The following is a 25550-nucleotide window of genomic DNA, read 5'->3' on the forward strand; positions in this document are numbered from 1 at the left end:
TTCTTTAACTTTTCTTGATTTTTACAACTTATAATTTAGAGTGTTCCATCCATCTTATGAATCACTCTCCATAATACCCGCTTCCGCCGCTAATTCCTGCAGAATATGTTCCAGCACGCGTTCCCGGTCATTATCAAATTCCGGCAAATATAAGAAACGCACGTCGCGTTCCCGCCGGAACCAGGTAAGCTGACGTTTCGCAAAATGGCGCGTATCGCGTTTCAGGATATTGACCGCTGTCTCCAACGACATTTCGCCATTTAAATATGCCAGAATTTCTTTATATCCAAGTCCCTGCATCGCCACTGAATCACGCCTGCAGCCCATCGCCTGAAGCTGCCTCACTTCCTCGACCAGTCCCTCTTCCATCATCTCATCGATCCGCTTCTCGATCCGCTCATAGAGAACCGTCCGATCGGTATTTAATACATAATAGAAGAAATGGTACGGTGAAATCTTTGCCCGCTCCGCCTCATTGTGGGCAGAAATCTTCTCGCCCGTCTGCTCATAATATTCCAGCGCGCGGATCACACGTTTTACATTGTTTGCGTGGATCGCCTCCGCCGATTCTGGATCGACCGCCCGCAGGCGCTCATGCAGAACTTCCGCCCCCTGTTCGGCTGCCAGGCGTTCCATCTCCTCCCGAAACTGCATATTTTCGTCGATCTGGGTGAAATCAATATCATTGAGCAGTGCCTGAATATAAAAGCCGGTTCCACCTGCCACGATCGGAATTTTTCCGCGGCTGTAAATATCTTCCGCCGCCGCGCGGGCAAGCGCCTGAAACCGCACGACATTGAAATCCTCAGTCGGCTCTAAAATATCGATCAGATGGTGCGGCACACCGTCCATCTCCTCCAGGCGTATCTTTGCCGTACCGATATCCATGTGGCGGTACACCTGCATCGAATCCGCGCTGATGATCTCGCCGCCGATCCGCCTGGCAAGCTGAATGGACAGCGCCGTTTTTCCGACTGCTGTCGGTCCGGTCAGGACAATCAGGGGCTTTTTTTCAGCCGCTTGTTCCAGATTTCCCATAAGACTTTCTCTCCTTTTAATGGGTTATACAATCCGTTTGAATTTCTTCTCCAACTCATATTTGCTCATCGATATGATCGTTGGGCGTCCATGTGGGCACGCATACGGATTTTTGAGTTCCAGAAGCTCATCGATCAGCTTGTCCGCTTCGGCAAATGATAATGTGTGATTGCCCTTGACCGCCGCCTTACACGACATCGTCGCCACACGCTCATTGATGAGATCCGGGGTTCCGCTTCCATTGCCCTCCGCCAGATCGTCGATCATCTCCATCAGAAGCTCGCGTTTTGCGACGGAAAAGAGGTTCGCCGGAACGGCACGCACCGCGTACTCCTTGCCGCCAAACGGCTCAATCTCAAATCCGATCGAGGTAAAATGTTCCATATACTGCTCTAATTTGAGCTGCTCACTGCTGTTGAGACTCAAAATGATCGGCGGATCGATCATCTGGGAGGTGTACTCCCTCTTTTGAAGGGATGCCATCGTCCTCTCATAGAGGATTTTCTCATGCGCCGCATGCTGATCAATGATGTACAGATTATCATGATACTCCACCAGCCAGTATGTGTCAAACAGCTGTCCAATCAGGCGGTGGTTCGCACGCGCCGGTTTGGTCAGGAGTTTATCTTCAAACAGATCCATCTGACGGGGCTTTTCAGATGGGGCGGACTGGGTCGATCCCGTTGAAACAGATGCAGGAGATGCAGTTTGCCCCGCTGAAGCTGAGATGGATTCGCTGGAAGGCGCTGACGTGGCCGGCTCTGGCAGATCTGACTCTGTATTGATTGAAACATTTTCAACTCTGCCGGTTGTGTCGGTTCTTCCAAACACTTTATCGAACCGCCCCGTTCCTGACACAGCCACATTTGATCCGCTGCCGGTTTCAGCCCCATATCCCGGCACATCTTCCGAGACCGACATCCTTTCTGCCTGCGACGCCCCCAGACGTTTCGTCTCAAACGGTTCCGGATGTTCCTCACGGATACGGACTGGTTTTAAGGACGGACGGCTGCCCTGGCTGCTTTCCATCTTTCTGGTTGGAAGCTCCGGCAGCACTCCCTTTTCCAGCCCCGGAATCTTCTGCTCTTTCTCTGCATTCTTCTCATTCTCCAGCGAAACCGCCGGAATCAGTTCCCGGTTAGCGAGTGCCATCGCGATCGTATGGTAGACCGTCCGGTAGATCTGTTCGCCGTCCCTGAAACGGATCTCCATCTTCGCCGGATGGACGTTGACGTCAATATACGACGGATCGATCGTAAATTGCAGCATCGTAAATGGATACTTGTGCTGCATCATGAACGGTTTATATGCGTCCTCAATCGCCTTTCCGATGATACTGCTCTTGATATAGCGTCCGTTGATGAAATAATTTTCATACGTGCGGTTGCCGCGCGCGATCAGCGGCTTACCGATGAAGCCGCCTACCCGGATCGGATCAGCTCCGGCATCCACTTCAATCAGGTTTGCCGTGATCTCGCGTCCAAAGACCGCATAAATTATATCTTTTAAGTTATGATTTCCAGAGGTATGGAGACGGCTCTGGTTGTTATTGATGAAACGGATGGAGATTTCCGGATGCGACAGGGCAATCTTTTCGACTAAATCTGCCACATGGGACCCTTCTGTCGCCGGCGTCTTTAAAAACTTCCGGCGTACCGGTGTATTGTAGAACAGATCTCTGGCGATAAAGGTCGTACCTTCCGGCGCACCGACCTCCTCCAGTCCCAGTTCCTCGCCGCCCTCGATGCGGTAACGGGAACCGCTGATCGAATCGTTTGTTTTCGTGATCAGTTCCACCTTCGCCACCGACGCGATCGACGCCAGCGCCTCGCCGCGGAACCCTAACGATGCCACCTGAAACAAATCCGACGCCGTCCGGATCTTGCTGGTCGCATGGCGCTTAAATGCCAGTGGGATCTCCTCGCGCACAATGCCGCTTCCGTTATCCGTCACCCGGATCGTCTGCAGACCGCCGCCCTGAATCTCCACCGTGATCGCCGTCGCCTTCGAATCGATCGCATTCTCCAAAAGCTCCTTGACAACCGACGCCGGCCGTTCAATGACCTCGCCGGCTGCAATCTGATTGATTGTATTGGAATCCAAGACCTGAATCGCAGCCATCTATCTCCTCCACATCCTTCCTAAACTCTTTTTTACTGGTGCATCCACCGGTTTTTCAGCTTCGCCTGCAGCTTATCTAATGTATTGAGCGCATCCAGCGGAGACATCCGGTTTACTTCCAGTTCCATGATCTCCTTGATGATATCGTCCTCATTGACCGTGTCAAAGATCGACATCTGCTGCAGATCTACCTCGTCCGGTTTTGCCACCTTTTTGCGCGTCTGGGTTCCCGGACCATTTTCTGCAATCTCCTTCGCACGCGCTGTAATGTCGGCATCGCTCAACTCTTCCACCAGTTCTTTTGCCCGATCGATGACCGGAGCCGGAACGCCTGCAAGCTTCGCCACCTGGATGCCGTAGCTCTTATCGGCGCCACCCTTCACGATTTTACGCAGGAAGACGATATCGTCGCCCTGTTCCTTGACCGCAATACAGTAGTTGTTGACACCGCTTAAGGTTCCTTCCAGCTCTGTCAGTTCATGGTAATGTGTCGCAAACAGCGTCTTAGCACCCAGAATCTTCGTATTACTAATATACTCCACAACCGCCCAGGCGATCGAAAGGCCGTCGAAAGTACTCGTACCGCGCCCGATCTCATCGAGAATCAGAAGGCTGTTTTTCGTCGCATTCCGCAGGATATTCGCAACCTCGGTCATCTCCACCATGAAGGTACTCTGACCGGATGCCAGATCATCCGAAGCGCCCACACGGGTAAAAATACGGTCGCAGAGACCGATATCCGCCTCATCCGCCGGGACGAAGCTTCCGATCTGCGCCATCAGCGTGATCAGCGCCGTCTGACGCATATAAGTTGACTTACCAGCCATGTTCGGACCGGTAATGATCGAAATCCGGTTCTTTCCGTTGTCTAAATATGTGTCATTGGCGACAAACATCTCGCCGCCCATCATGCGCTCTACGACCGGATGACGTCCGTTTTTGATGCGGATGATGCCCTTTTCGTTGATATGAGGTTTCACGTAATTGTAACGCGTCGCCACCACCGACAGAGACGCCAGCACATCCGTCATCGCGATCGCACGGGCGGTACTCTGAATCCGGTTTACCTCGCCCGCGATCTGGTCGCGCACCTGGCAGAACAGATCATATTCTAGAGAAACCAGCTTGTCCTCGGCGCCGAGAATGATATCTTCCAGCTCTTTCAGCCGGTCGGTCGTATAGCGCTCTGCGTTTGTCAGGGTCTGTTTACGGATGAAATAATCCGGCACCAGATCCTTAAAGGAATTAGTCACCTCAAAATAGTAGCCAAATACCTTATTGAACTTGACTTTCAGGTTTTTGATGCCTGTCTTTTCGCGCTCGCTCTGCTCTAACTGTGCCAGCCAGTCTTTTCCTTCTGTCTTTGCATGACGCAGACGGTCTGCTTCCTCATGGTAGCCTTCCTTGATGATGCCGCCCTCGCGCACCGTGATCGGCGGCTCTTCCACGATCGCCTTGTCAATCAGTTCCTTCAAATCTGCCAGCGGATCCAGAGCGGCTTCCAGGTTTTTAAGCAGCTCGCCTGAAAACTCCTTCAAAATCTGTTTGATATACGGAAGCATCGCCAGTGAATTACCAAACGCGATGAGATCGCGCGGATTTGCCGTCCGGTAACTGATGCGTCCGATCAGACGTTCGAGATCGTAGATCGGATTCAGATATTCGCACAGCTCCTCGCGGCTGATATAGTTCATGTTCAGCTCTTCGATCGCATTCTGGCGGCGCAGGATCTCCTCCCGGCTGATGAGCGGCTGCTCCACAAGTGTCCGCAGCATACGGGCGCCCATCGCCGTTTTCGTCTTATCAAGCACCCAGAGAAGTGTGCCCCGCTTCTGCTTTTCCCGGAGCGTCTCAGTAAGCTCCAGGTTCCGGCGCGTGGACGTATCCAGCATCATAAACTGTCCGGTCGTATAGACAGTCAGGCGCGTCAGGTGTTCCAGTGTATTTTTCTGCGTCTCATACAGATACTGCAGGACAGCGCCCGCCGCAATCGCGCCCGTCTCATAGTCCGCCAGTCCCAACGCTTCCAGGTGCTCTACATGAAAATGTTCCCGCAGGATTCTCCGGCAGGAATCATCAGAAAAGAACCGATTTTCAAGTGCTGAGATCACGGCATTTAACCGTACTTTCAAGTCCTCTAAATCGATTCCTGACATGTAAAAAGCCTCGTTGCAGATAAGCTCCGACGGCGAAAATTTATAAATTTCATCTAACAGACTGCGCTCGTTGCGAACCTCCGTCACAAGATAGTCGCCCGTGCTGACATCAACCGTCGAAACGCCGAATACACCGTCTATGTATACAATTCCCATCAGGTAATTGTTTTTTGATTCCTCCAGAACCTGTGAATTTGTCAGGGTTCCCGGCGTCACCACCCGGATTACCTCCCGCTTCACAAGTCCCTTTGCCTGTTTCGGATCCTCCATCTGCTCTGCGATGGCGACCTTATAGCCCTTCTGGACGAGACGGCTCAAATAACCCTCTACGGCATGATAAGGAACGCCGCACATAGGCGCGCGTTCCTCCAGTCCGCAGTCTTTTCCAGTCAGGGTAAGTTCCAGTTCTTTCGAAACAGTCTGGGCATCCTCAAAAAACATCTCATAGAAATCGCCAAGACGATAAAACAGAATACAGTCCGGATACTGTTTTTTCGTCTCCAGATAATGAGTCATCATTGGTGAAAGTGCCACAATTTACCTCTCTTCATCGCGATCCGCCCGTTTTCCGGCACTTCACTCATCTGAATGCCAGACCGGACAGACCGCTGTCGTTTTATTTTAGTTGAATTTCGGATCCGTCGGATCCCAGGTCTGCTGATCGGAGATCGGTACCAGCTCCGGCTTATCAAATGGAGATGCTACATTGGCATCCTCGTATACCTGTACAGTCGTTCCCAGATGGCAGTTATCATATACCCACTTGGAGTTTCTACAGTTCAGGCGTACACAGCCTAAAGAACGGGAAACACCCAGACCATTATAGCCGACGGTCAGAAGGTTATTCTCATTCGGGGTTGCGTATGTAATCGAATGGAACAGGAATCCCTGTGTGATACGGGTTGCATACTGGGTGTAAGTATCATTTACCATCAGTCTCCAGCGATATTTCTCCGGTGTCTTGAAAGTTCCAATCGGCGTATCATCACCGACGGAGGTCAGCATCGCTTTCACCGGAATAATATATCCGTTATTGCCGTCTTTTGCATAAACCGTCAGGCAGTTCAGTGTCTTATTTACCTTCAGGAGATAATCGGACTGCTTGCCAATCAGGCTGTCTACATCCTGAACCAGACGACCGCAGGAGTCAAAGTAGAACTTGTAACCATCGATATACTGCCAGCCGGTCTTTGCGTAGCCATTTTCAAAATAATAACGTACAAAGTCATCGGAAAGCCAGCCGTTATATACGCTTCCGTCCTCATTGAACATAACCGTTGCATTTTCTGCTACGCTCAGTCTGCTGGAAGCAGCTGATTTGTAGCGCGGTGCTGCACTCTGCGGACCTGCGCTTCCCTTCGGAACTAATACGACTTCAATAGAAAGGATCTTCTCGCCGATATCCACGGTACCAGCCACTTCGCCGTTCTTCGCATATCCCATCTTGCCCTGACCACTGGATGTAACGCTATAGTAAACATCGTACATCTTCTCAGCCTGACCGGAAAGCTGAATCTGGATCGCCTCTACCCAGCTTCCGGAGCCAACCAAGCCGGTCTGGATGCCGTCATGATACCACCACAGATAACCGCCTGTGTTGGTATATGCACGGTAGGATACGCCGCCGATCCCCTCAAAGTTTTTCAAATCCATCGCAAATGCAGAAATATCGCCTTCCGCATTATACAGATAATTGACGCCGACATGAAGTGCCGTGTCCTCATCCTGCTGCCCGGTTCCCTGGTTGAACTGCTCTGCCGATGTTGACGAACCGGTGTTTGGCATACCGACTGTACCGTTTGCAATGTCATCTGCCGGTCCTGCGTATGCGACAGAAGCACTTCCTGCCAGCATACAGGCTGACAGCAGAACCGTCAATCCTTTATAATGCTTTTTCATGAATTCATCCTCCTTAATCTACCAGGGATCCCATATAGTAAAAGCCCTTGGATTCCTCCAGATATACTTTAACAATTTTACCGATCAGCTCTTTTCCACCTGGGAAATGAACGATTGTGTTATTGGACATACGTCCGGTTACCAGTCCCTCTACATGGCTGTCCGGTTCCTCCACCAGAACCTCCTGCACTGTATGGACATCTCTTCCACAGACCTGTGCGGAGATCGCCTGTACCTCTGCAAGCAGACGGTCGAAACGTTCTTTGACAACTTCTTCTGGAACCTGATTTTCCATCGCTGCCGCCGGAGTTCCGGTGCGCTTCGAATAAATAAAGGTAAATGCGCTGTCGTAGCGGACTTTCCGCACAACCTCCAGTGTCTCCTTGAAATCTTCCTCCGTCTCTCCCGGAAATCCAACGATGATATCCGTCGTCAGGGAAATATCCGGTACCGCCTTGCGGATGCGCTCTGCCAGTTCCAGATACTGCTCCTTCGTGTAATGGCGGTTCATCTTCTTTAGGATCTCGCTGCTGCCCGACTGAAGCGGCAGATGCAGATGGCGGCAGATCTTCTTGGAAGATGCCATCACTTCGATCAGCTCATCCGACAGATCCTTAGGATGGGAGGTCATGAAACGGATCCGTTTAAGCCCCTCAATCCGCTCTACCCGGCGCAGAAGTTCTGCAAAGGTAATTGGAGATTCCAGGTTCTTTCCGTAGGAATTGACATTCTGCCCTAACAGCATGATCTCCACGACGCCGTTCTTAACCAGCTCTTCAATCTCACGGATGATGTCCTCCGGCGCACGGCTGCGCTCGCGTCCGCGCACATACGGGACGATGCAATAGCTGCAGAAATTGTTGCAGCCAAACATGATATTAACGCCAGACTTAAATGTATATTTGCGCTCCGACGGCAGATCCTCAACGATCTTATCAGTTCCTTTCCAGATATCGATGACCATCTTCCCCGTCTCAAAGCGCTGTTCCAGCAGCTCTGCCAGTTTATATACATTGTGCGTACCGAAAATCAAGTCTACAAAGCGGTAGCTCTTCTTTAATTTCTCTACAACCTCCGGCTCCTGCATCATGCAGCCGCAAAGTGCGATCATCATGTGCGGATTCTTTTTCTTGAGGCTGTGAAGATACCCTAAACGTCCATACACGCGCAGGTTCGCATTTTCACGGACTGTACATGTATTGTAGAGGACGAAATCCGATTCCTCACTGGTTCCTTCCACAAATCCTGCTTCCAGCAGAATACCGAGAAGCTTTTCTGAATCGTGTGCATTCATCTGACACCCGAACGTCGAGATAAAGCAGGTCAGCGGACGCCCCAGTTTGTCCGAAATCTCCTGTACCTTCTGGCGGCAGAGTGCCATATAATACTGCTGGCGATCCGGTTCCTGCTGCGGTATACCGCCCACCGGAATCTGACATTTGTCAGACACAAACACGCCTGCTGCGGATTCGGACGAATCGTTTGTATGTAAATCCATAAATTGTATTGCTCCTTACTATTCTTTCATTATCCTAATAATCCTAATATTTCATACATTAGATAATATTACTATATGGCGCTCATTTTCGCAAGTCCCATTCCTGCCAGAATCCTTTCCAGTTTCTTACAAAATATTCCGGTTCATGTATCTGGAAGCAAAAACAGAGTTTACCACACGGCTGCTCTGTTCCTGTATGCCTTTGATATGTTTCTGCTTCACGCGAGTGCGCCAGACATTACAAAACTTTAATTGTCTGCTCCGGTGTCACAATATATGCCATTTTTTTATCGTGCTTTTCGGTTTCAAATGCCGGAAACAACTGGAATCCATAGCAGAGTCCCACCGCCATATGGTCCGGTTCTGCCGCAAAAAAGCGGTCATAATACCCCGCCCCATAACCGATGCGGTTTCCGTCCTTGGAAAACCCCACGCCAGGCGTGATCACCAGCGCTTTCGGCGCATCTGCCTCCTGACATCCGTCCGCCGGTTCCGGGATGCCATATGCCCCCGCCACAAGCTGGCTCCGATCTGTGACATAGAAAAAACGCATCTCACGCCCAAACACCCGCGGCAGCGCTACCCGGCAGCCGCGCTTTAACAGCTCGTCAATCAAATATTCCGTACTTGCCTCACCGCGCACACTCGTATAGGCATACACTGCCGTCCCGGCTGATGGAAAGAGGGGGTGGAGACGTTCTAACAACGCCTCATCCCATCGTTGTTTTTCTTCTGGCAGCAAAGTCCGGCGTTTTTGAAGGACATACGCGCGAATCTCCTGTTTTGATATCTGCGATCCAGATGAATGAATAACCATCTCTTCTACCCTTCAATTAATTCTTCGTATCCGTAACGCCGCCGTATTTCTTACCCAGATCCGTAATAGAACCGTCTTTCTCTTTAATCAGTATCGAATTTAACTGTCCTCGCATATTTCCACGGATTGACTCAATGTACTCCTTCCGAAGCGCTGCCTGCTCTTTTTTCTCTTCTTCGGTCAATCCAACTGCCTGGCTCTTATGATATAACGTATTAATACGGTCAATTCTTTCCTGTTTCATCTATCATTTCTCCTCTTATAATGCTTGTTTCTTCGCAGCTACAGGCAGACATCCTTACTATAAAGCCTAAAGCCGCTGAACCATTCTCTCTCACAATTTAATTTTGGGGATAGCATACTTCGCGATAATTGCCTCTGCCGTCTTCATCCCATCCATCGCCGCCGAGGTAATGCCACCCGCATATCCAGCGCCTTCGCCGCATGGGTAGATGCCCGCGATCGTGCTGCTCTCCATCGTCGCGTGGTCACGCGGAATCCGCAGCGGCGAGGAGGTCCGGCTCTCTACTCCGGCAAAAACCGCATCCTCGCGGTCAAAGCCATGAATCACATGTCCAAAATGTTCCATTCCCTCTAACATCGCTGCCGAAAGCGCTTCCGGCAGCACCTCCCGCAGATTTCCAAATGCAAACTGTCCTTCAAACTGTGGTGTCACTGCTCCAAATCCCGTTGAACTCCGGTTTTCCCGGAAATCTCCATAAAGCTGTACCGGGATTTTTCCGCCGCCGCAGCGGTATGCCGCTTCCTCCAGCTGACGCTGGAACGTTACGCCGCCAAGTGTGCCCGGCTGTGGAAAATCCTCCGGTGTAACGGTCACAATCAGGGCGCTGTTTGCGTTTGCACCGGCACGATCGTGGTTGCTCATGCCGTTGATTGCCAGCCGTCCCGGCTCTGAGGATGCATCCACAACAAAGCCGCCCGGACACATACAGAACGAATACACGCCCCTGCCTCCGGAGGTCTGTGCCGTCAGCTTATAGCTGGCAGCCCCCAGATTCCCGGCTTCTTCCCGTCCGTACTGGCTTAAGTTGATCTGCGTCTGTGGGTGCTGGATCCGCAGTCCCACCGCAAATGCCTTTGCCTGCATGTCGAGCGGTTTCTCTGCCAGCATCGCAAAGGTATCGCGGGCGCTATGCCCGATCGCCAGCACCAGTGCCGATGCCGGAATCTCCTCCACCGTCCGTCCTGCCTCCGACGTGCCTTTACGGGCACTGACGCGGATGGAACACAAATGACCATTCTGTGTCTCAAAGTCCTCCAGACGGCAGCCAAACCGTACCTCACCGCCCAGACTCTCTATCTCACTTCGAATATTCTTTACCACCGTCCGCAGAACATCCGTTCCAACGTGCGGCTTGTTCACATAGGTAATCGTCGGATCCGCGCCCGCCTGCGCCAAGATTTTCAGCACTTCCTTATTCCGCCCAGATGGATCCTTGACCAGCGTATTCAGCTTTCCATCTGAAAACGTACCGGCACCGCCCTCGCCGAACTGCACATTGCACTCCGGATCCAGCGTTCCATCTGTCCAATAGCGTGCAACCGCCTTTGCACGGCTGTCCGCATCCAGCCCCCGTTCCAGAATAAGAGGGCGATATCCGGCACGCGCCAACATCAGACCACAAAACATACCTGCCGGACCAAAGCCCACGATTACCGGTCGTTCCCGAAGCGGCTCTATTCCCGGATCGGGCAGGCGGTACGCCTCTTCCTTTCGGATCTGCACATTTACACTGCGCGCACGTTTGACAATCGCCGCCTCTTTCCCTGCCACTGCAACATCTAATGCATATAAATAGTACAGATCTGGCTTTTTGCGCGCATCCAGAGACTGGCGCACCAGCTCCACCGACTGTATCTGATCTGCCGATACTCCCATCATTTTGGCAGTTTTCTTGCGAAGATCTGCCTCACTGTGGCTGACCGGCAGTTTTACCTGATTTACTCGTATCATTTATCTGACTCCCTTCCAGCACATTTTCCAGCTGCTGCACCGCTGCTCCACGCCCACTGGAGATTATAACCGCCGCAGATGCCATCGACATCCAGAATCTCCCCGGCAAAATATAATCCTTTTACCTTCTTCGATTCCATCGTCTGTGCGTCAACCTCCCGCACATCGACGCCGCCGCAGCAGATCTGTGCCTGTTCAAAGGAATTTGTACCGTTCACGCTGACCTCAAACCGGCAGAGCAGATCCCCCAGCGTCTGAATCTGTGCCTCTGTCAGGCTGCCAACCGTCCGATCTGGCCGGATTCCTGCCTGTTTTAAAAACAGAGCTGCCAGTTTTTTATGTATCCAGCCGGAAAAAAAGTCCTCCACCTGCCGTTCTTTCAGGCGCTCACTCCGCTCTTTTAATATCCGGCGTGTCTCCGTTTCCGGGCATTCCGGATAAAAATTGAGTACCGCCCGTACATCCTGTCCCTCATCGAGCGCGCGCGCCGCAAAGCGGCTGACCTGGAAAACCGGAATCCCCGAAATACCATAATCCGTAAGCTGCACCTCGCCCTTGTCCTCCGCCAGCTTTCTGCCATCGCTGTAGAGTATCACAGAGGCATCCGCGCGTACTCCGGCGAGCTGTTTAAAGAACTTTTCCGGGCAACGAAGCTGAACCAATGCCGGAAGCGGCTTGATGATATGGTGTCCCAGCCGTTTCGCCAGCTTATATCCGCTTCCATCCGAACCTGTACCCGGTGCCGCCTTGCTGCCGCACGCCAGAATCAGCGTCTCGCCCGAAAAGCTCCCCTGGGACGTCTTCACTTCAAACCGGTGTTTCGCATCTTCGCGCGGCGTGATCGAGAAAACTTCACATTCCGTCACCACCTGAACCGACTCCCACGCAAGTCCCAGACGGAGTGCATCTAAAACAGCGCTTGCCTGCCCGGAATATGGATACAGATATCCGTCCCGTTCCCGCGTCAAAACGCCGAGATCCTCAAAATATTCCAGTGTCATCGGAAGCGTAAACGCCCCAAGCGCCTTCCATGGAAAATCCGGCTGACCACTGCGGTAGCAGAACGGCTCCTGCAAACGGTTTGAAAGGTTACAGCGTCCATTGCCGGTAGACAGGATCTTCTTGCCGACCCGGTCTTTATGTTCCAGCAGAACCACCTGTGCGCCCTCCCTGGCAGCAAAAATGGCAGCCGTCATTCCGGCTGCTCCTGCTCCCACTATGATTACTTTATTCTGACTCATCCCTATTTCCCTTCCTGACCGTTTGCTTCGTACCGTTCATACGCGGACTTTATTCTTTGTTTTTTGACTGTATTATAATCACATCTAACTGCTGAAAGACTCCAGATAGTGAAACACATCCGTCATTGTGTCGAACCAGACTCCTTCCAGCAGTTTTTCCTGTTCTTCCACGGAAAATTCTGAGAGCGGCATATGGGTCTGGAAACAGACTTCGCCGCTTGCTCCGTCAAAGATAAGCAGCATCCCATCCTCCGCCGTCAGACAATAGCCGGATTGTTTCTCCGCCACTTCCGGTTCCGGGTTCAGAACCGCATTATTCTCCGGCATCCGCTCTGACTCATACACGCGCCCCGGTACCGGTTCCGCCCGCCTTGGACGATACCACCAGAGCCCTGCCGCCAGAAGCAGAAGCATTGCAAAACAAAAAAGCGCCGCAAACAGTATTCCCTGATATTTTCTCATAATAAGGATACCTCCTGTTGTGTATCCTTATTATTCACTTTTTTCTAAATTTTAATCATAACTAAATTTCTAACCCTACATCAGATGCAGCTTCCGGCAGATGCGTGTGAGTTTCCGTCCCATCGGCATCGAATACATCTCATCTTCCTCGATACAGTGCAGCTTGATAAGAAGCACGCCATATACCGCGACCGCCACAAGCACCGCCAGCAGCGTTCCCAGCACATTGCTGTGGATCACCAGCGTAACCCCACGGTACACGCCATATGCCGCCGCGCCCATAAATGCTGCGCTGATCGCCGGCAGCAGGAAGGTCTTGACCATCTCCTGGCGGTAACCGAGTGTATTGCGGATCGCGATCGCATTTAAAATGCACATAAAGAGCGCAAATAAAATACTTGCAAATACCATACTGTAGATACCCATATTGAAGATCATCAGCATAATATACAGCGCAATCACGTGTAATGCCAACGAAATCAGGGCGTTCCGCACCGGAACATTCATCCGGTTAAGTCCCTGTAAGATTGCATTGGTAACCGTTGAAAGCGACAGGAAGATAACGGCTGAAGCGCCAATCATCATCATACGGATCGCTTCCGCATTGTTTCCGCCCCGGAATAACAGGTTATTGACCGGTGCTGAAAGTACCGTCAGCCCCACCGCCGACGGAATCGCAATCAGCATAGCAAACCGGATCGCAAGGGCTGTCTTCTCAATCGCCGCCTTTCGATCCTTACGCGCTATTGCACCGGACAGCGAAGGAATCAGCGACGAGGACAGTGAGTTCGCCATCGCAAGCGGGACGTGTACCAGCAGCATATATTTGTTGTTGTAGATACCCCAGAGGGCTAAAAACTCTTTGCCGCGTCCCAGCGACTCCATGCCGTGCGCCATGATACCGTTGTCAATAACCGAGTTAATATTGTAAACACCCGAGCTTACAATAACCGGAATAACGGTAAAGAAGAAGATTCTCGAAATCTGACGGTAGGAATCCACACTACCGCTCCGATCCTTGGCAATCCGCCGTTTTGCCGTCGGACGGTAGAGTAAAAACAATACCAGCACAAATAACAGGGCTGCAAACGCACCGCTTCCTGTACCGATCGTACCGCCAGCCGCACCAAATGCCTGTGCATATCCATCTTTCCCATATACTTTCGCCGTATCCAGTCCCACCTTGAAAAGGACGCTGGCTGCCACCACACTGATAATCGCGTTGACCACCTGCTCCAGGATCTGGGAGATCGCCGTCGGAATCATCGTTCCATGTCCCTGGAAATAACCGCGCAAGACGCCCAGATACGCCATGATCCAGATTGTTGGCGCAAGTGTGCGGAGTGCATACACGCAGAACGGCGTGTTAAACAAGGTCGTCGCAAAAAAGCCTGCAAAATTCCAGGTAATAAAGCATGCCAGACCACCTACGACCGTCGCATAGACAAGCGCCGCCCGCAGAACACGGTTCATATTGCGGTACTGCCCTTTCGCAAGGCGGGCCGCTACCATCTTCGACACCGCCAGAGGCAGACTGTACGATGAAAGGATCAGCATGATATTATATACGTTGAATGCCGTCGAATAATATCCCATGCCCTCATCGCCGATGATATTCGTCATCGGGACGCGGTACAGAATACCGATCAGACGCACAATGATACCGGCAACTGCCAGGATCGTACCCTGAATGACAAAATTTTCTTTCCTCACCGGAACCGCTTCCGGCTTCCGGCTGCTTCCTGACCGGTTACGGCTTCTGCCCGCACTTTCCCGGCTGCCTCCAGCTGCTTCTTCTCTACGTCCTGCCGTGCGCTGCCGGCTGATTATCTCTCTTTCTGTCTCTTCCCGCATTCCGGGTTTTCTTCTACTCCGTCTGTTCTCCATAGAATTCCGCCTTATCCATACGGTCATTCGGAAGGATGCAGACCCAGGTCTTGCCCGGATTCAGCTTGATTTCCTGACCGTCCATATCGTAATACTTTGTGACGCCGTAAGCGCCGTCTTTTTCCCAACGAATCAGAATGCCGTGTCCATTTGTAAAATAATACCCCATCGCCGGTGTATAGACATCAATATTCAGATATTCCGTCGGTTTATAATATTTCCACAAACAGTATTGGAAAATAATATTTTTAACCGCTATCTGTCCGGCATCTCCCATATGCGGACCGCCATACTGATACCGGTAGTACAGCCCGTCCTCCGGGTGATACTCAAACCAGGGATTGCTTAACTGATAACCTGGCACTACTTTGGCCGCTGCGATACCATCCTCAAAGCACACCGGCGCACTCTCCGGCGCAAAAGTATAATGCCCCTCATAGCTCTCCGGGTACGCATCCGCATAACCGCTCGCCTCGATCGCCTGGCGCAGCTTTGGTCCCGATGCATAGGCATTGTGCGGGGTCTTCCGATCCTTGGTCCGGAAATACGCAGATGCCCCATTGCCTTTGATTCCATCTAAATGTTCCATCTGCTCCAGATACGGAAGTGCAAACGTATTCTGCCCATAATGTGCATAGACCGCCTCAAATTCCCTTGCAAAAAAAGTATAGTATGGGCGGCAGCTCCGGACGGAACCGATCCGGTCCAGATCGTCATAGTCCTCTATCAGTGCCATATAGCGGTTCATGCTGCCTTCCACCGGTGCCTCATAGACCACTCCGGCATGGTTGATGCCATACTGCGGAAGCGCCGCCTTGTCATTGCTCATCATGATTGCAAGCGGACGGCGGTTCGCCTTTGCGACATCCGTCCATTCCCCGGTCAGATAACTCTGTATCTTCCCGTCTTTTTCGCAACGTCCCTCCGGCTCTGCTTCTGGCTGCGTTTCGGCCTCCGTCTCTGTATTTAAGGACAGCTCGCGCGTCTCCTCCTGTGTCTCTGCTGCCGTTACCGATATTTCTTTGTGAGCCGAACAGCCTGACAGCCAGCAGACTGCCGTCAGAGTCAGTGCCAGTGCCCTTATTTTCCAACTGCTTTTTTTCATTCCGTACTTCCCCCATCACATCCCCATGTGCCTCATTTCCCAAATGGGGACTCCCCTTCCCCTCCGGTTCTTTTTCCTGCTTTTAGCGCGTATACCCCTTGCCAGCCAGGATTTCCTCCTGTTTTTTCTCCATCACAAGGCGTTCGTCATCTTCCATATGATCGTAACCGCACAGGTGCAGCATACTGTGTGCCACCAGGAACGCCAGCTCGCGCTCCTTAGAATGACCGTATTTCTCCGCCTGCTCGTCAACCTTGTCGATCGAGATCACGATATCGCCCAGAAGAAGTTCGCCCGTCTCCGGGTTAAAATAGTCCTCTGACTGCTCTTCCAACCGTTCAAAATCGGACGGCACATCGTAATCCCCCATCGGAAAAGAGAGGACGTCGGTTGCCCGGTCGATTCCTCGGAATTCCTTATTAATACGATGAATCTCCTCATCATTTGTCAGGACTACATTGACCTCCGCCTCATACGGGCATTTTTCATAATCGAGCGCCGCAACCACGATCTCCTCGATGATCGGACGGTAATCTACCTTCCACTCCCGCTCTGCTTCATATTCGATCTGGATTGTCATCTGTTCTTTCTTCCTCCATCTTTCCGGTCACGCGTCCCGGAACTATTTCTCCGGAAACCGCGGGACGCATCCGCATCTTTTTTCTCATACGCATCGTATGCCTCTACGATCTTCTGTACCAGCGGATGGCGGACTACGTCGCCACTGGTCAGATAGCAGAAACCGATATCGTCAATTTTCTTGAGTACATGAATCGCCGTATCCAGTCCGGACGTAGCTCCGGCAGGCAGATCCTTTTGCGACTGGTCGCCCGTCACGATCACCTTGGAACCAAAACCGATACGTGTCAGGAACATCTTCATCTGTGCCGGGGTCGTATTCTGCGCCTCATCGAGAATGATGAACGCATTGTCCAAGGTGCGACCACGCATGTACGCAAGCGGCGCCACCTCAATCAAGCCCTTCTCAGAATTATGCAGGTAACTTTCTGCCCCCATAATCTGATACAGCGCATCGTAAAGCGGACGCAGGTACGGATCGATCTTGCTCTGCAGATCGCCCGGCAGAAAACCCAGTTTTTCCCCCGCCTCGATCGCCGGACGCGTCAGGATGATCCGGCTTACCTCGCCACTCTTAAATGCCTGTATCGCCATCGACATCGCCAGATACGTTTTTCCGGTACCCGCCGGACCGATGCCAAATACAATCATCTTCTTGCGGATCAGGTCCACGTACTGTTTCTGTCCCATCGTCTTCGGTTTGACCGGCTTGCCCGTGATCGTCCGGCAGATGATATCCTTATCGATCTCGAGAATCTGATCGTCCTTCTCCGTGAAGGACAGCGACAGGGCGTAATCAACATTCTGCTCGGTAACGGTATTGCCGCGCCTGGAAAGCTCTAACAGATTGTTGAACACACTCTTCGCCTGCCGGATCGTCTGCTCCGGACCGATGATTTTCAGCGCGCCGTCGCGTGTGATCATCGTCACGTGCAGCGTCCGCTCAATCTTTTTCAGATACGCGTCAAACTGTCCGCATACATTCCGCTCATGTTCCATCGGAATATCAATCATTGTCTCTATTATGCTCATTCCTTTGCTGTTCTCCTTGTGTCACAACTTGAATCGGCTCCTCCGTCTGAAGCCGTACCTCAAAATGGCAGACTCCGCCATTTATTAGTATTCTACCATCACTTGCCATAATATGTACACCTTTTTCGATCAATTTTTCTTCCGTCTCCTTTTGAAATGCCGCTGACAGCGCCGCAAGCTCTGGTTCTGTATACCTTTTTTCGCAGACAGACGTCTCCCGGTACTCACTCCACCCGACAGAAAGCGGCAGATAAAAATCAAGCGGGAGCCGCAATTTCCGGTACTCCGTCCGGATCGTCCAGGCAGGTTTCATCCGCCTGCTTCGTCTGAAAAATCCCCACCGCTCCGCTATATCGAATGTATGTTCTATCATATCATAAAATTCTGGAATTTTCCAGTAAAATGTGTGTGTTCCTGCTTCCAAAGCAATTCCGTATCGTTTCTTTCCCGTTTCCGTCCGCATTTCCCTCCAGAGCGGAAGCTCCTTTCTCCCGACCCGCTCCCGGATCCCATATATATCCGCATCCGCCCGCACCCGGTAAGAGGAAATTTCTTCGCCTCCATCATCTGTGATCGGCACCGTTCCCGACACCAGAAGCTGCCCCTTTTCCACCGTATCTCCCGCCTGCACAAGCGGGATTCCGCTCCGGACGACTACCGACGTGATCCGCGCGTCTGATGCCGCCGCCAGATCGCACGCCTCGCCGGACTCCACTTTCTGACGGACCGGAACCTCGCTCTCCCGCAGGCGGATGAAAAGGCGCGTCCCATGCAGGCGCACCGACACCCAGGTGATATCTTCAAATGACTCCCGCAGTTCTTCCTCCAGCCTCGCACAGGAAATCCGCTTCTTGGGAATTCCCTCTTCAATCTGCAGCGTCTGGAGGTAATGATTCAGCTCACTTTCGGTATAACGCCGGTTTCCACTCCAGTCGATCTCCCAGACAAATTGTGCCAGAAACAATAATAACAGAAAAAAAAGGACGAAGCTGACCGCCCACCCTTTCCGTTTCCGGTTCCGCCAGAGAAACACCGGCAGTCCACGCTTTTCAACGATATGCAGACGGACTCCCGCTTTTCTTGCCAGTGGCGCACACCGCTTAAAATCGCGGATTTCCATATAAAACAGCAGATTTTCCTGCTCTTTTTTTACCTGCCAGACATTTAAACCTGCCAGTGTACAAAGATTCAGGAATCTCTCCGGGGAGGTGCCGCGCATGTTAAGCCGCACTATCCCATGTAGAAGGTGCCTTACCTTCGCCATACTCATTCCTCACAGCACCCCAAATTCGACAGACACAATCTGCCCCGTGACCCGCAGATTGTCGCGGTCATAATACTCAATCGAAAGCCCTTTCCCCTTGATAGTAAGCCGGATGTTCTTTCCCGTCAGCCGCAGCATTTCGTCGGAAAAAAAGAGAATGCTCCTGTAATTTTCTACCACAGCCGCCCGACTGCCGGTAAAATACAGAAGCATCTCTCCGAGAACGACGTCCTCCGGCAGATGAAGTGCCGAAACGATCGCTTTTTTCTGTCTGCCAAACAAGCGCCTACCGCCTATTTCATTGTTATTATCTAATATATGTAGGAAAGCAGAAACTATGCCGTTTACTATTTTCCCGTCAACCCCACTATCATTTCCAGCATCCGCGGCACACAGTAAATCAACGGCAATGCATACCGCAGGGAAACCACCGGTCCCAGCAGAAGTGTTCCCCAGCAGCCGAGCAGAAGCATCAGCGGAATGATCTCATACGCCCGGTGCTTCCAGACTGCAAATCCTGCCGCAAACAGCATCAGCCAGAACGGAAATGCCTGATTGAGAAGCACCGACAGCACCGGAACCGACTGGAATGCGGGTGTCAGTGTTGCCTCCCTCAACCAGTCCGAAAGCGCCTGAAAATGGCTGTTACGCGTGATATGCAGGATATTTAAATTACCTTCCAGGTATGCCCCATCGTATAAAATATAGCTGATCCAGTACTGGCTGTCTCCCATATACCAGTACCCCCAGTTCCCCATCAGAAATGAATCCAGATAAATACCCGGATGGCGCTTCCCGATTTCCGCCCAGGTACGAACGAAGCGTCCTATATCTGCCTGCATCACTTCTGTATGGAATCCATTTTTCACTGGATCCGCATTGACACGGACATACTCACTGAGCGCCTGCGGGTCAATCAGCGTCTCGATATATTCCTTTTCCTCCGGCGTCAATTTCTCCGGAACTTCATGATACATGCGCGCCAGCTGCTGCATCGGCACGCACAGCATCTCCCTCGCATCGCCCTTTCCCACGCCGAACGCCGTTGGAATCGGGCCGGATAAAACATACCATAAAGCTGCCACCAGCAGAGATGCCATAATAAACCTGTTTTTGCAATACACTTTTTTTCGTAGAAACAGGCAGGCTGCCAAGACAAAAAACAGGAAGACATAGATTCCCTGATTCCGGAACAGGCACATAAAAAGCACACTCACAAAAAAGAGTAGCCAATCCCCCGTCTTTCCCACTTTTTTCTGAGAACCTGTTTCGTTCAGATTTTTCTCTTTATCCAGCTCTCTTTCTTTATCCAAATCTTCTTTCTTCTGGCACATTCCCCGCCAAAAATGCTCCGGATCCTCAACTAGACAACACGCTGTATCAAATGACAGCAAGAAAAATGCGCCAAAGAGCACATCTTTCGTCGTGACAAAGGAAAAGACCGTCAGATACGGATTCAGAATCCAGAACATCCACGAAGCAACGCAGAGCCATCGCGGTGCCCGCCGCGCTTTCATCCGGCACAGACACAGGGAAAAGACCGCACTCATAAAAAACGACTGCGACAGCGCATACAGCGCCATCCCTGCCTGATAGGTATGGAACAGACGCCCCGCAATCTTCATGCAGAGTCCCAGATATAGCGTGTGAATTAATGGATGGTGGGTTGTCAGCGGCAGTTTTCCATAAAACTGAAGGAGCTGCGCGGACGCATCGTAAGAATAAATGCCCGGATAAACCGCCAGAAAAACCGGAAGATAGACGCACCAGGAGAGAAACATCCATTTCAGCCATGTCCCCAAATCCAAATTTTTCGCTGCGCGCTGTTTCGATTCCCGTCCCTGGCTTTCCACATCGCGGCTGCTTCCCTGGTCTTCGCAGTCTTTCTCCCTCCGTGCTTGCGTCCGTTTCTGGTAACTGTTCACAGGCAGGAATTTTCCGAACTGAAAATCCCGTATCTCAGGCCAGCCACGCCCCAAAGCATCCAGTCCCACACAAATCGCCCAGACCATCACCGTCATACACACCACCCAGCCCGCCAACTGTCCCAAAAACTGACCCGCCGTCCGGTAAATCAGCTCATTGCGGCTGTAACGGATTCCCAGAAGAATCATTAGCCCCATCAAAATACCCAGCACAAGGCTGACTGCTGCCAGGCGCCGATCCGCAATATATTGTTTCAATCCCTTTCCCCGTCTCTCATTTTCCTGCTTCTCTCTCATGCCCCTCACTCCATCATCCGCCACATCGCATTTCTTCTCTTTCTCCTATTGCACAAAAAAGTCCTGGTTCATATGAAAACCAGGACTTTTGCGTTACTTAATTGTATTTGCGTTTTCTAGCAGCTTCGGATTTCTTTTTACGACGAACGCTCGGTTTCTCGTAATGCTCTCTTTTCCGAATCTCCTGCTGGATACCAGCCTTAGCACAGTTTCTTTTGAATCTGCGTAAAGCGCTGTCCAGACTCTCGTTATCTTTAACGATTACATTTGACATAGCTCACACCTAACCTCCCTCCAGTTGTGTAATAAGTGCATATTAATACAACTGTATGGGTATTTTTTTAGCACTAAAAAGATTATATCATAAAAAAATGATACGTCAACAACATTTTACATTTTTTTATGATTTTTTTATTTTACTTGCTCTGCTACTACTTCTGCCGCTTTTTCAAGGGCTGCTGCAATACCAGACGGATTCTTTCCGCCAGCCTGTGCCATGTTCGGACGGCCACCGCCGCCGCCGCCGACAAGACCTGCGATTGCTTTGATTAAGTTTCCAGCATGTGCACCCTTCTTCATCGCACCGTCAGTTACAGAAGCCATCAGGCTTACCTTGCCATCCAGAGTAGATGCAATCAGGACAACGCCGTCGCCCAGCTTCTCTTTCAGCTGATCGCCCAGATTACGCAGACCGTTCATGTCTACATCCTTAACCTCAACTGCCAGCAGCTTCACGCCGTTTACATCCTGTACCTGGTTCATAACATCGCCCAGAGAGTCGTTCGCCAGCTTACTTTTTAACTTCTCGTTCTCTGCGTGCAGAGTCTTGATCTCCTCTAACATGGACTCAATCTTGCTGCTCAGTGCCGCCGGAGTGGTCTTTGCCAGTTTCGCCGCCTCATGCAGCTCATTCTCTACCTCTTTGTAGTGGTTCATCAAACCGGTGGAGGTCAGCGCCTCGATACGGCGGACGCCTGCTGCAATACCAGCCTCAGAGAGAATCTTGAAGGATGCAATTGTGCCTGTGTTGGATACGTGTGTACCGCCGCAAAGCTCGGTGGAGAAATCCCCCATCTTGACAACACGGACTTTCTCGCCGTACTTCTCGCCAAACAGTGCCATCGCGCCCGTCTTCTTTGCCTCATCCAAGGACATAACATCGGTTACAACCGGCAGGGATGCTGCAATCTCATCATTTACAATCTTTTCAACCTTCTCTATCTCCTCTGGAGTCATCGCAGAGAAATGAGTAAAGTCGAAACGCAGACGGTCACGGGTTACCAGGGAACCAGCCTGCTCTACATGGCTACCAAGTACGGTACGCAGCGCTTTATGAAGCAGATGGGTTGCGGAATGGTTGCGGGAAGTCAGTTCACGGTTTTCCTTGTCAACCGACATGGTTACTTTTTCTCCCACCTCGAACATACCCTTTACTACAACACCGACATGACCGATCTTGCCACCCTGTAAATGAATGGTATCTTTTACTTCAAACACAGAGCCGTCCGGAGCGGTAATCTGACCGAAGTCACCCTCCTGACCACCCATGGTTCCGTAGAACGGGGTTTCCTTGGTGATAATTGTACCAGTCTGACCGTCAGTCAGTGCCTCTACAATCTCATCCTCGGTCGTCAGAACGGAAATCTCGGATTCCGCTGTCAGACGATCATAGCCGATAAACTCAGTTGTAATAGCCGGATCGATGGACTGATATACCGTAACATCCGCGCCCATATAGTTAGTCGTCTTTCTCGCCGCTCTCGCCTGTTCTTTCTGGCGTTTCATCGCTGCGTTGAAGCCGTCCTCATCGATACCGAGACTCTTCTCCTCGAGAATCTCACGGGTTAAATCGATCGGGAATCCATACGTATCGTAGAGCTTGAATGCGTTGTCGCCGGACAGCACTTTTTCGCCCTTCTTGTTCATATCCTCTTCCATATCAGCAAGGATCGCAAGACCCTGATCAATGGTCCTGTTGAACTTATCCTCTTCCTCAGAAAGAACCTTGAAAATCATCGCGCTCTTCTCTTCCAGTTCCGGATAACCATCCTTGGAAAGGTCGATAACGGTGCGGGACAGAGCTGCTAAGAACTCACCCTCGATGCCAAGTTTTTTGCCATGGCGTGCTGCACGGCGCAGAAGGCGGCGCAGAACATATCCGCGTCCCTCGTTGGATGGCATAATGCCATCGGAAATCATGAAGGTGCAGGACTTGATATGATCCGCTACAATACGCAGAGAAATATCGGTCTCATGATCTTTCTGATATTCGGTATGTGCCAGCTCGCAGACACGGTCTAACAGAGCTTTGTTGGTATCAACCGTAAACAGGGAATCTACATCCTGTACGATCACTGCCAGACGCTCTAGACCCATTCCGGTATCAATGTTCTTGTGCTCCAGCTCGGTGTAGTTGCCGTGACCGTCGTTGTTAAACTGGGAGAATACATTGTTCCATACCTCCATGTAACGGTCACACTCGCAGCCTACCGTACATCCCGGTTTGCCGCAGCCGTATTTCTCACCGCGGTCATAGTAGATCTCAGAACACGGACCGCACGGACCAGCGCCATGCTCCCAGAAGTTATCCTCTCTGCCAAAGCGGAAAATACGCTCTGCCGGAATACCCATCTCTTTGTTCCAGATATCAAATGCCTCGTCATCGCTCTCGAACACAGACGGATAGAGGCGATCCGGATCAAGTCCGACAACCTCGGTTAAAAATTCCCAGGACCAGTGAATCGCTTCCTCTTTGAAATAATCACCGAAGGAGAAGTTGCCAAGCATCTCAAAAAAGGTACCATGACGGGCAGTCTTACCGATATTCTCGATATCGCCGGTACGAATACATTTCTGACAGGTACATACTCTTGTTCTCGGCGGAATCTCCTGACCCGTAAAATATGGCTTTAACGGAGCCATACCAGAGTTGATAAGCAGAAGGCTGTTATCATTATGCGGAACCAGAGAGAAACTCTTCATTGCCAGATGTCCCTTGCTCTCAAAAAAGTCTAAGAACATCTTTCTAAGTTCGTTCACACCGTATTTTTTCACGTTGCTTCCTCCTATAGTTACTTCTATTTAAGTAAAATTTTCCTCATTCTTTATATCCTATCATAGGAATTTACATTTCGCAAGAGGTTTATCGGTACAAAAAGTGTGCAAAAATGGGACCCTTACCGCAATTCTATATGCCGCAAAAGTCCCTTTTTCTAATTTTTTCACTACTCTGCCGGAAGATACGATTCATACAAATCCAAAAGCTCATACGCCCGATCCCGCGTCGAATTTGCCAGCGACGCCGTGTACTCGACATTTTCCATCGTGCCGCCCTTGTAGCGCTCCGCCGCCTGTTTCGCCGCCGTATCACGTTCCCGAATCCATCTGCGTTCCCGACCACGCAGCGTGTCTGTCTCCTCGTCTGGAAGCACCGCCATGATTGCCTGATAAATCTGATTTAATTCGGCATCCCAGAGCCGGTACTCATACGCGACCGCCTCCCGCATCGCGTCGGTTGTATTCGCACTTCCCGAATTTTCCAGGTTTTGAATCGTATTCTCGATCTCGCCCAGCCGGTTCCGGTAATCTTCCGCTGTCCGGTCCGAGCCTGCACCTGTCCCGGAGGACGCGCCTCGCGCAGGAGATACAATTCCATTTTCAACCGGGGACACAACCGCCCCTGTATTCACAGAATAATCCGACTCATCGCCCGCGCTCTGCTTCTCTGCCGCCTTAGCAACCGCCCGATTATCTGCACGTTTTTCCTTTTGTTCACCTAAAGACTGGACAGAAACATCTCCTTCCGCCTGCATACAGGCTCTATCTTCTGTCCCCACGCTTTCCGCATGCGTCATTTTTTTAGAAGATGGCTCCGGCGCATCCTCCGCCAGACCATTTTCCGCTGCTTCCGCCGCAAATGGTTCCGCCTCATACATCGCCTCCGGTCCGACCGTCAGGCTTCTCTCACTTCCCGCCTGCTCCCGGATATAACGCCGCGTTGCCGCCGTCGTCACAATCCCCAGCACCAGAATCAGACCGAGGGCAGCGATCATTCCTTTATTTTTCAAATTACTCTCAACCGCCTCTGCTATTCCTGTTCACTTGATAATTTTAAAATAGCACATTTAAGACGGTTTGAAAATAGATGATCGAAAGATGTAAACATATCGTAAGGGTTGTTATAGTAACTGCTCACAGGTAGGAATTTTCTGAACTGAAAATTCCGTACAATACAGTTCCGAATGCAGATTTTGC

The 25550-nt window shown here is 51.2% G+C and carries 20 protein-coding genes; all 20 read right to left on the reverse strand.

Annotated features, from left to right (window positions below; all coding sequences use genetic code 11):
• Positions 1 to 54: 54 nt before the first annotated feature.
• The 20 genes from miaA to DWY89_RS01525 all read right to left on the reverse strand — a co-directional run bounded on the left by miaA (position 55) and on the right by DWY89_RS01525 (position 25363).
• Positions 55 to 1038: a tRNA (adenosine(37)-N6)-dimethylallyltransferase MiaA gene (gene miaA / locus DWY89_RS01430; RefSeq protein WP_118467655.1), complete on the reverse strand. Its 984-nt coding sequence runs from the start codon at positions 1036 to 1038 to the stop codon at positions 55 to 57.
• 24 nt (positions 1039 to 1062) lie between these two features.
• Positions 1063 to 3159, reverse strand: a complete 2097-nt coding sequence (gene mutL, locus DWY89_RS01435; protein ID WP_118467653.1) for a DNA mismatch repair endonuclease MutL — start codon at positions 3157 to 3159, stop codon at positions 1063 to 1065.
• Between the two features lie 32 nt (positions 3160 to 3191).
• Positions 3192 to 5834 carry a DNA mismatch repair protein MutS gene (mutS, locus tag DWY89_RS01440; protein ID WP_106999844.1) on the reverse strand — a complete coding sequence of 881 codons (2643 nt, stop codon included), beginning with the start codon at positions 5832 to 5834 and terminating at the stop codon, positions 3192 to 3194.
• A 102-nt stretch (positions 5835 to 5936) separates the two neighbouring features.
• Entirely contained in the window at positions 5937 to 7214 is a 1278-nt protein-coding gene (locus DWY89_RS01445) for a L,D-transpeptidase family protein (RefSeq protein WP_118467651.1), read from the reverse strand.
• Positions 7215 to 7227: 13 nt separating this feature from the next.
• Positions 7228 to 8595, reverse strand: coding sequence for a tRNA (N6-isopentenyl adenosine(37)-C2)-methylthiotransferase MiaB (miaB, locus tag DWY89_RS01450; protein ID WP_333491416.1), 1368 nt, complete (start codon positions 8593 to 8595; stop codon positions 7228 to 7230).
• 355 nt (positions 8596 to 8950) lie between these two features.
• Positions 8951 to 9529, reverse strand: a complete 579-nt coding sequence (locus tag DWY89_RS01455; protein ID WP_117795338.1) for a 5-formyltetrahydrofolate cyclo-ligase — start codon at positions 9527 to 9529, stop codon at positions 8951 to 8953.
• A 16-nt stretch (positions 9530 to 9545) separates the two neighbouring features.
• Positions 9546 to 9773, reverse strand: a complete 228-nt coding sequence (locus DWY89_RS01460; protein WP_022359502.1) for a DUF896 domain-containing protein — start codon at positions 9771 to 9773, stop codon at positions 9546 to 9548.
• A gap of 90 nt (positions 9774 to 9863) precedes the next feature.
• Entirely contained in the window at positions 9864 to 11504 is a 1641-nt protein-coding gene (locus DWY89_RS01465) for an FAD-dependent protein (protein ID WP_118467647.1), read from the reverse strand.
• Complete coding sequence (locus DWY89_RS01470; protein ID WP_118467645.1) at positions 11501 to 12745, reverse strand: NAD(P)/FAD-dependent oxidoreductase; 1245 nt, start codon at positions 12743 to 12745, stop codon at positions 11501 to 11503. The genes DWY89_RS01465 and DWY89_RS01470 overlap by 4 nt, the downstream gene beginning before the upstream one ends.
• Positions 12746 to 12829: 84 nt before the next feature.
• Positions 12830 to 13207: a hypothetical protein gene (locus DWY89_RS01475; RefSeq protein ID WP_117795332.1), complete on the reverse strand. Its 378-nt coding sequence runs from the start codon at positions 13205 to 13207 to the stop codon at positions 12830 to 12832.
• A 75-nt stretch (positions 13208 to 13282) separates the two neighbouring features.
• Positions 13283 to 15094: a polysaccharide biosynthesis protein gene (locus tag DWY89_RS01480; RefSeq protein WP_227589503.1), complete on the reverse strand. Its 1812-nt coding sequence runs from the start codon at positions 15092 to 15094 to the stop codon at positions 13283 to 13285.
• Positions 15075 to 16199 (reverse strand): DUF3048 domain-containing protein, encoded by a 1125-nt coding sequence (locus DWY89_RS01485; protein ID WP_118467643.1) that lies wholly within the window; start codon positions 16197 to 16199, stop codon positions 15075 to 15077. Before DWY89_RS01485 ends, DWY89_RS01480 begins: the two co-directional genes overlap by 20 nt.
• A gap of 82 nt (positions 16200 to 16281) precedes the next feature.
• Entirely contained in the window at positions 16282 to 16779 is a 498-nt protein-coding gene (gene ybeY, locus DWY89_RS01490; protein ID WP_118467641.1) for an rRNA maturation RNase YbeY, read from the reverse strand.
• Positions 16776 to 17810, reverse strand: a complete 1035-nt coding sequence (locus DWY89_RS01495) for a PhoH family protein (protein WP_227589501.1) — start codon at positions 17808 to 17810, stop codon at positions 16776 to 16778. Before DWY89_RS01495 ends, ybeY begins: the two co-directional genes overlap by 4 nt.
• Positions 17785 to 19074 carry a sporulation protein YqfD gene (locus tag DWY89_RS01500; protein WP_182426623.1) on the reverse strand — a complete coding sequence of 430 codons (1290 nt, stop codon included), beginning with the start codon at positions 19072 to 19074 and terminating at the stop codon, positions 17785 to 17787. Before DWY89_RS01500 ends, DWY89_RS01495 begins: the two co-directional genes overlap by 26 nt.
• A gap of 9 nt (positions 19075 to 19083) precedes the next feature.
• Positions 19084 to 19356 (reverse strand): YabP/YqfC family sporulation protein, encoded by a 273-nt coding sequence (locus tag DWY89_RS01505; protein ID WP_106999834.1) that lies wholly within the window; start codon positions 19354 to 19356, stop codon positions 19084 to 19086.
• Positions 19357 to 19421: 65 nt separating this feature from the next.
• Complete coding sequence (locus tag DWY89_RS01510; RefSeq protein ID WP_118467637.1) at positions 19422 to 21296, reverse strand: DUF6020 family protein; 1875 nt, start codon at positions 21294 to 21296, stop codon at positions 19422 to 19424.
• Positions 21297 to 21393: 97 nt separating this feature from the next.
• A complete protein-coding gene (rpsU, locus tag DWY89_RS01515) occupies positions 21394 to 21570 on the reverse strand; it encodes a 30S ribosomal protein S21 (protein WP_003504099.1) in 177 nt (58 codons plus the stop codon).
• A 137-nt stretch (positions 21571 to 21707) separates the two neighbouring features.
• Positions 21708 to 24317: an alanine--tRNA ligase gene (gene alaS, locus DWY89_RS01520; RefSeq protein ID WP_227589512.1), complete on the reverse strand. Its 2610-nt coding sequence runs from the start codon at positions 24315 to 24317 to the stop codon at positions 21708 to 21710.
• Between the two features lie 203 nt (positions 24318 to 24520).
• Entirely contained in the window at positions 24521 to 25363 is an 843-nt protein-coding gene (locus tag DWY89_RS01525) for a lysozyme inhibitor LprI family protein (protein WP_118523336.1), read from the reverse strand.
• Between the last annotated feature and the right edge of the window lie 187 nt (positions 25364 to 25550).

It is taken from the genome of Clostridium sp. AF27-5AA, assembly GCF_003478415.1.
GTDB lineage: Bacteria > Bacillota > Clostridia > Lachnospirales > Lachnospiraceae > Otoolea > Otoolea fessa.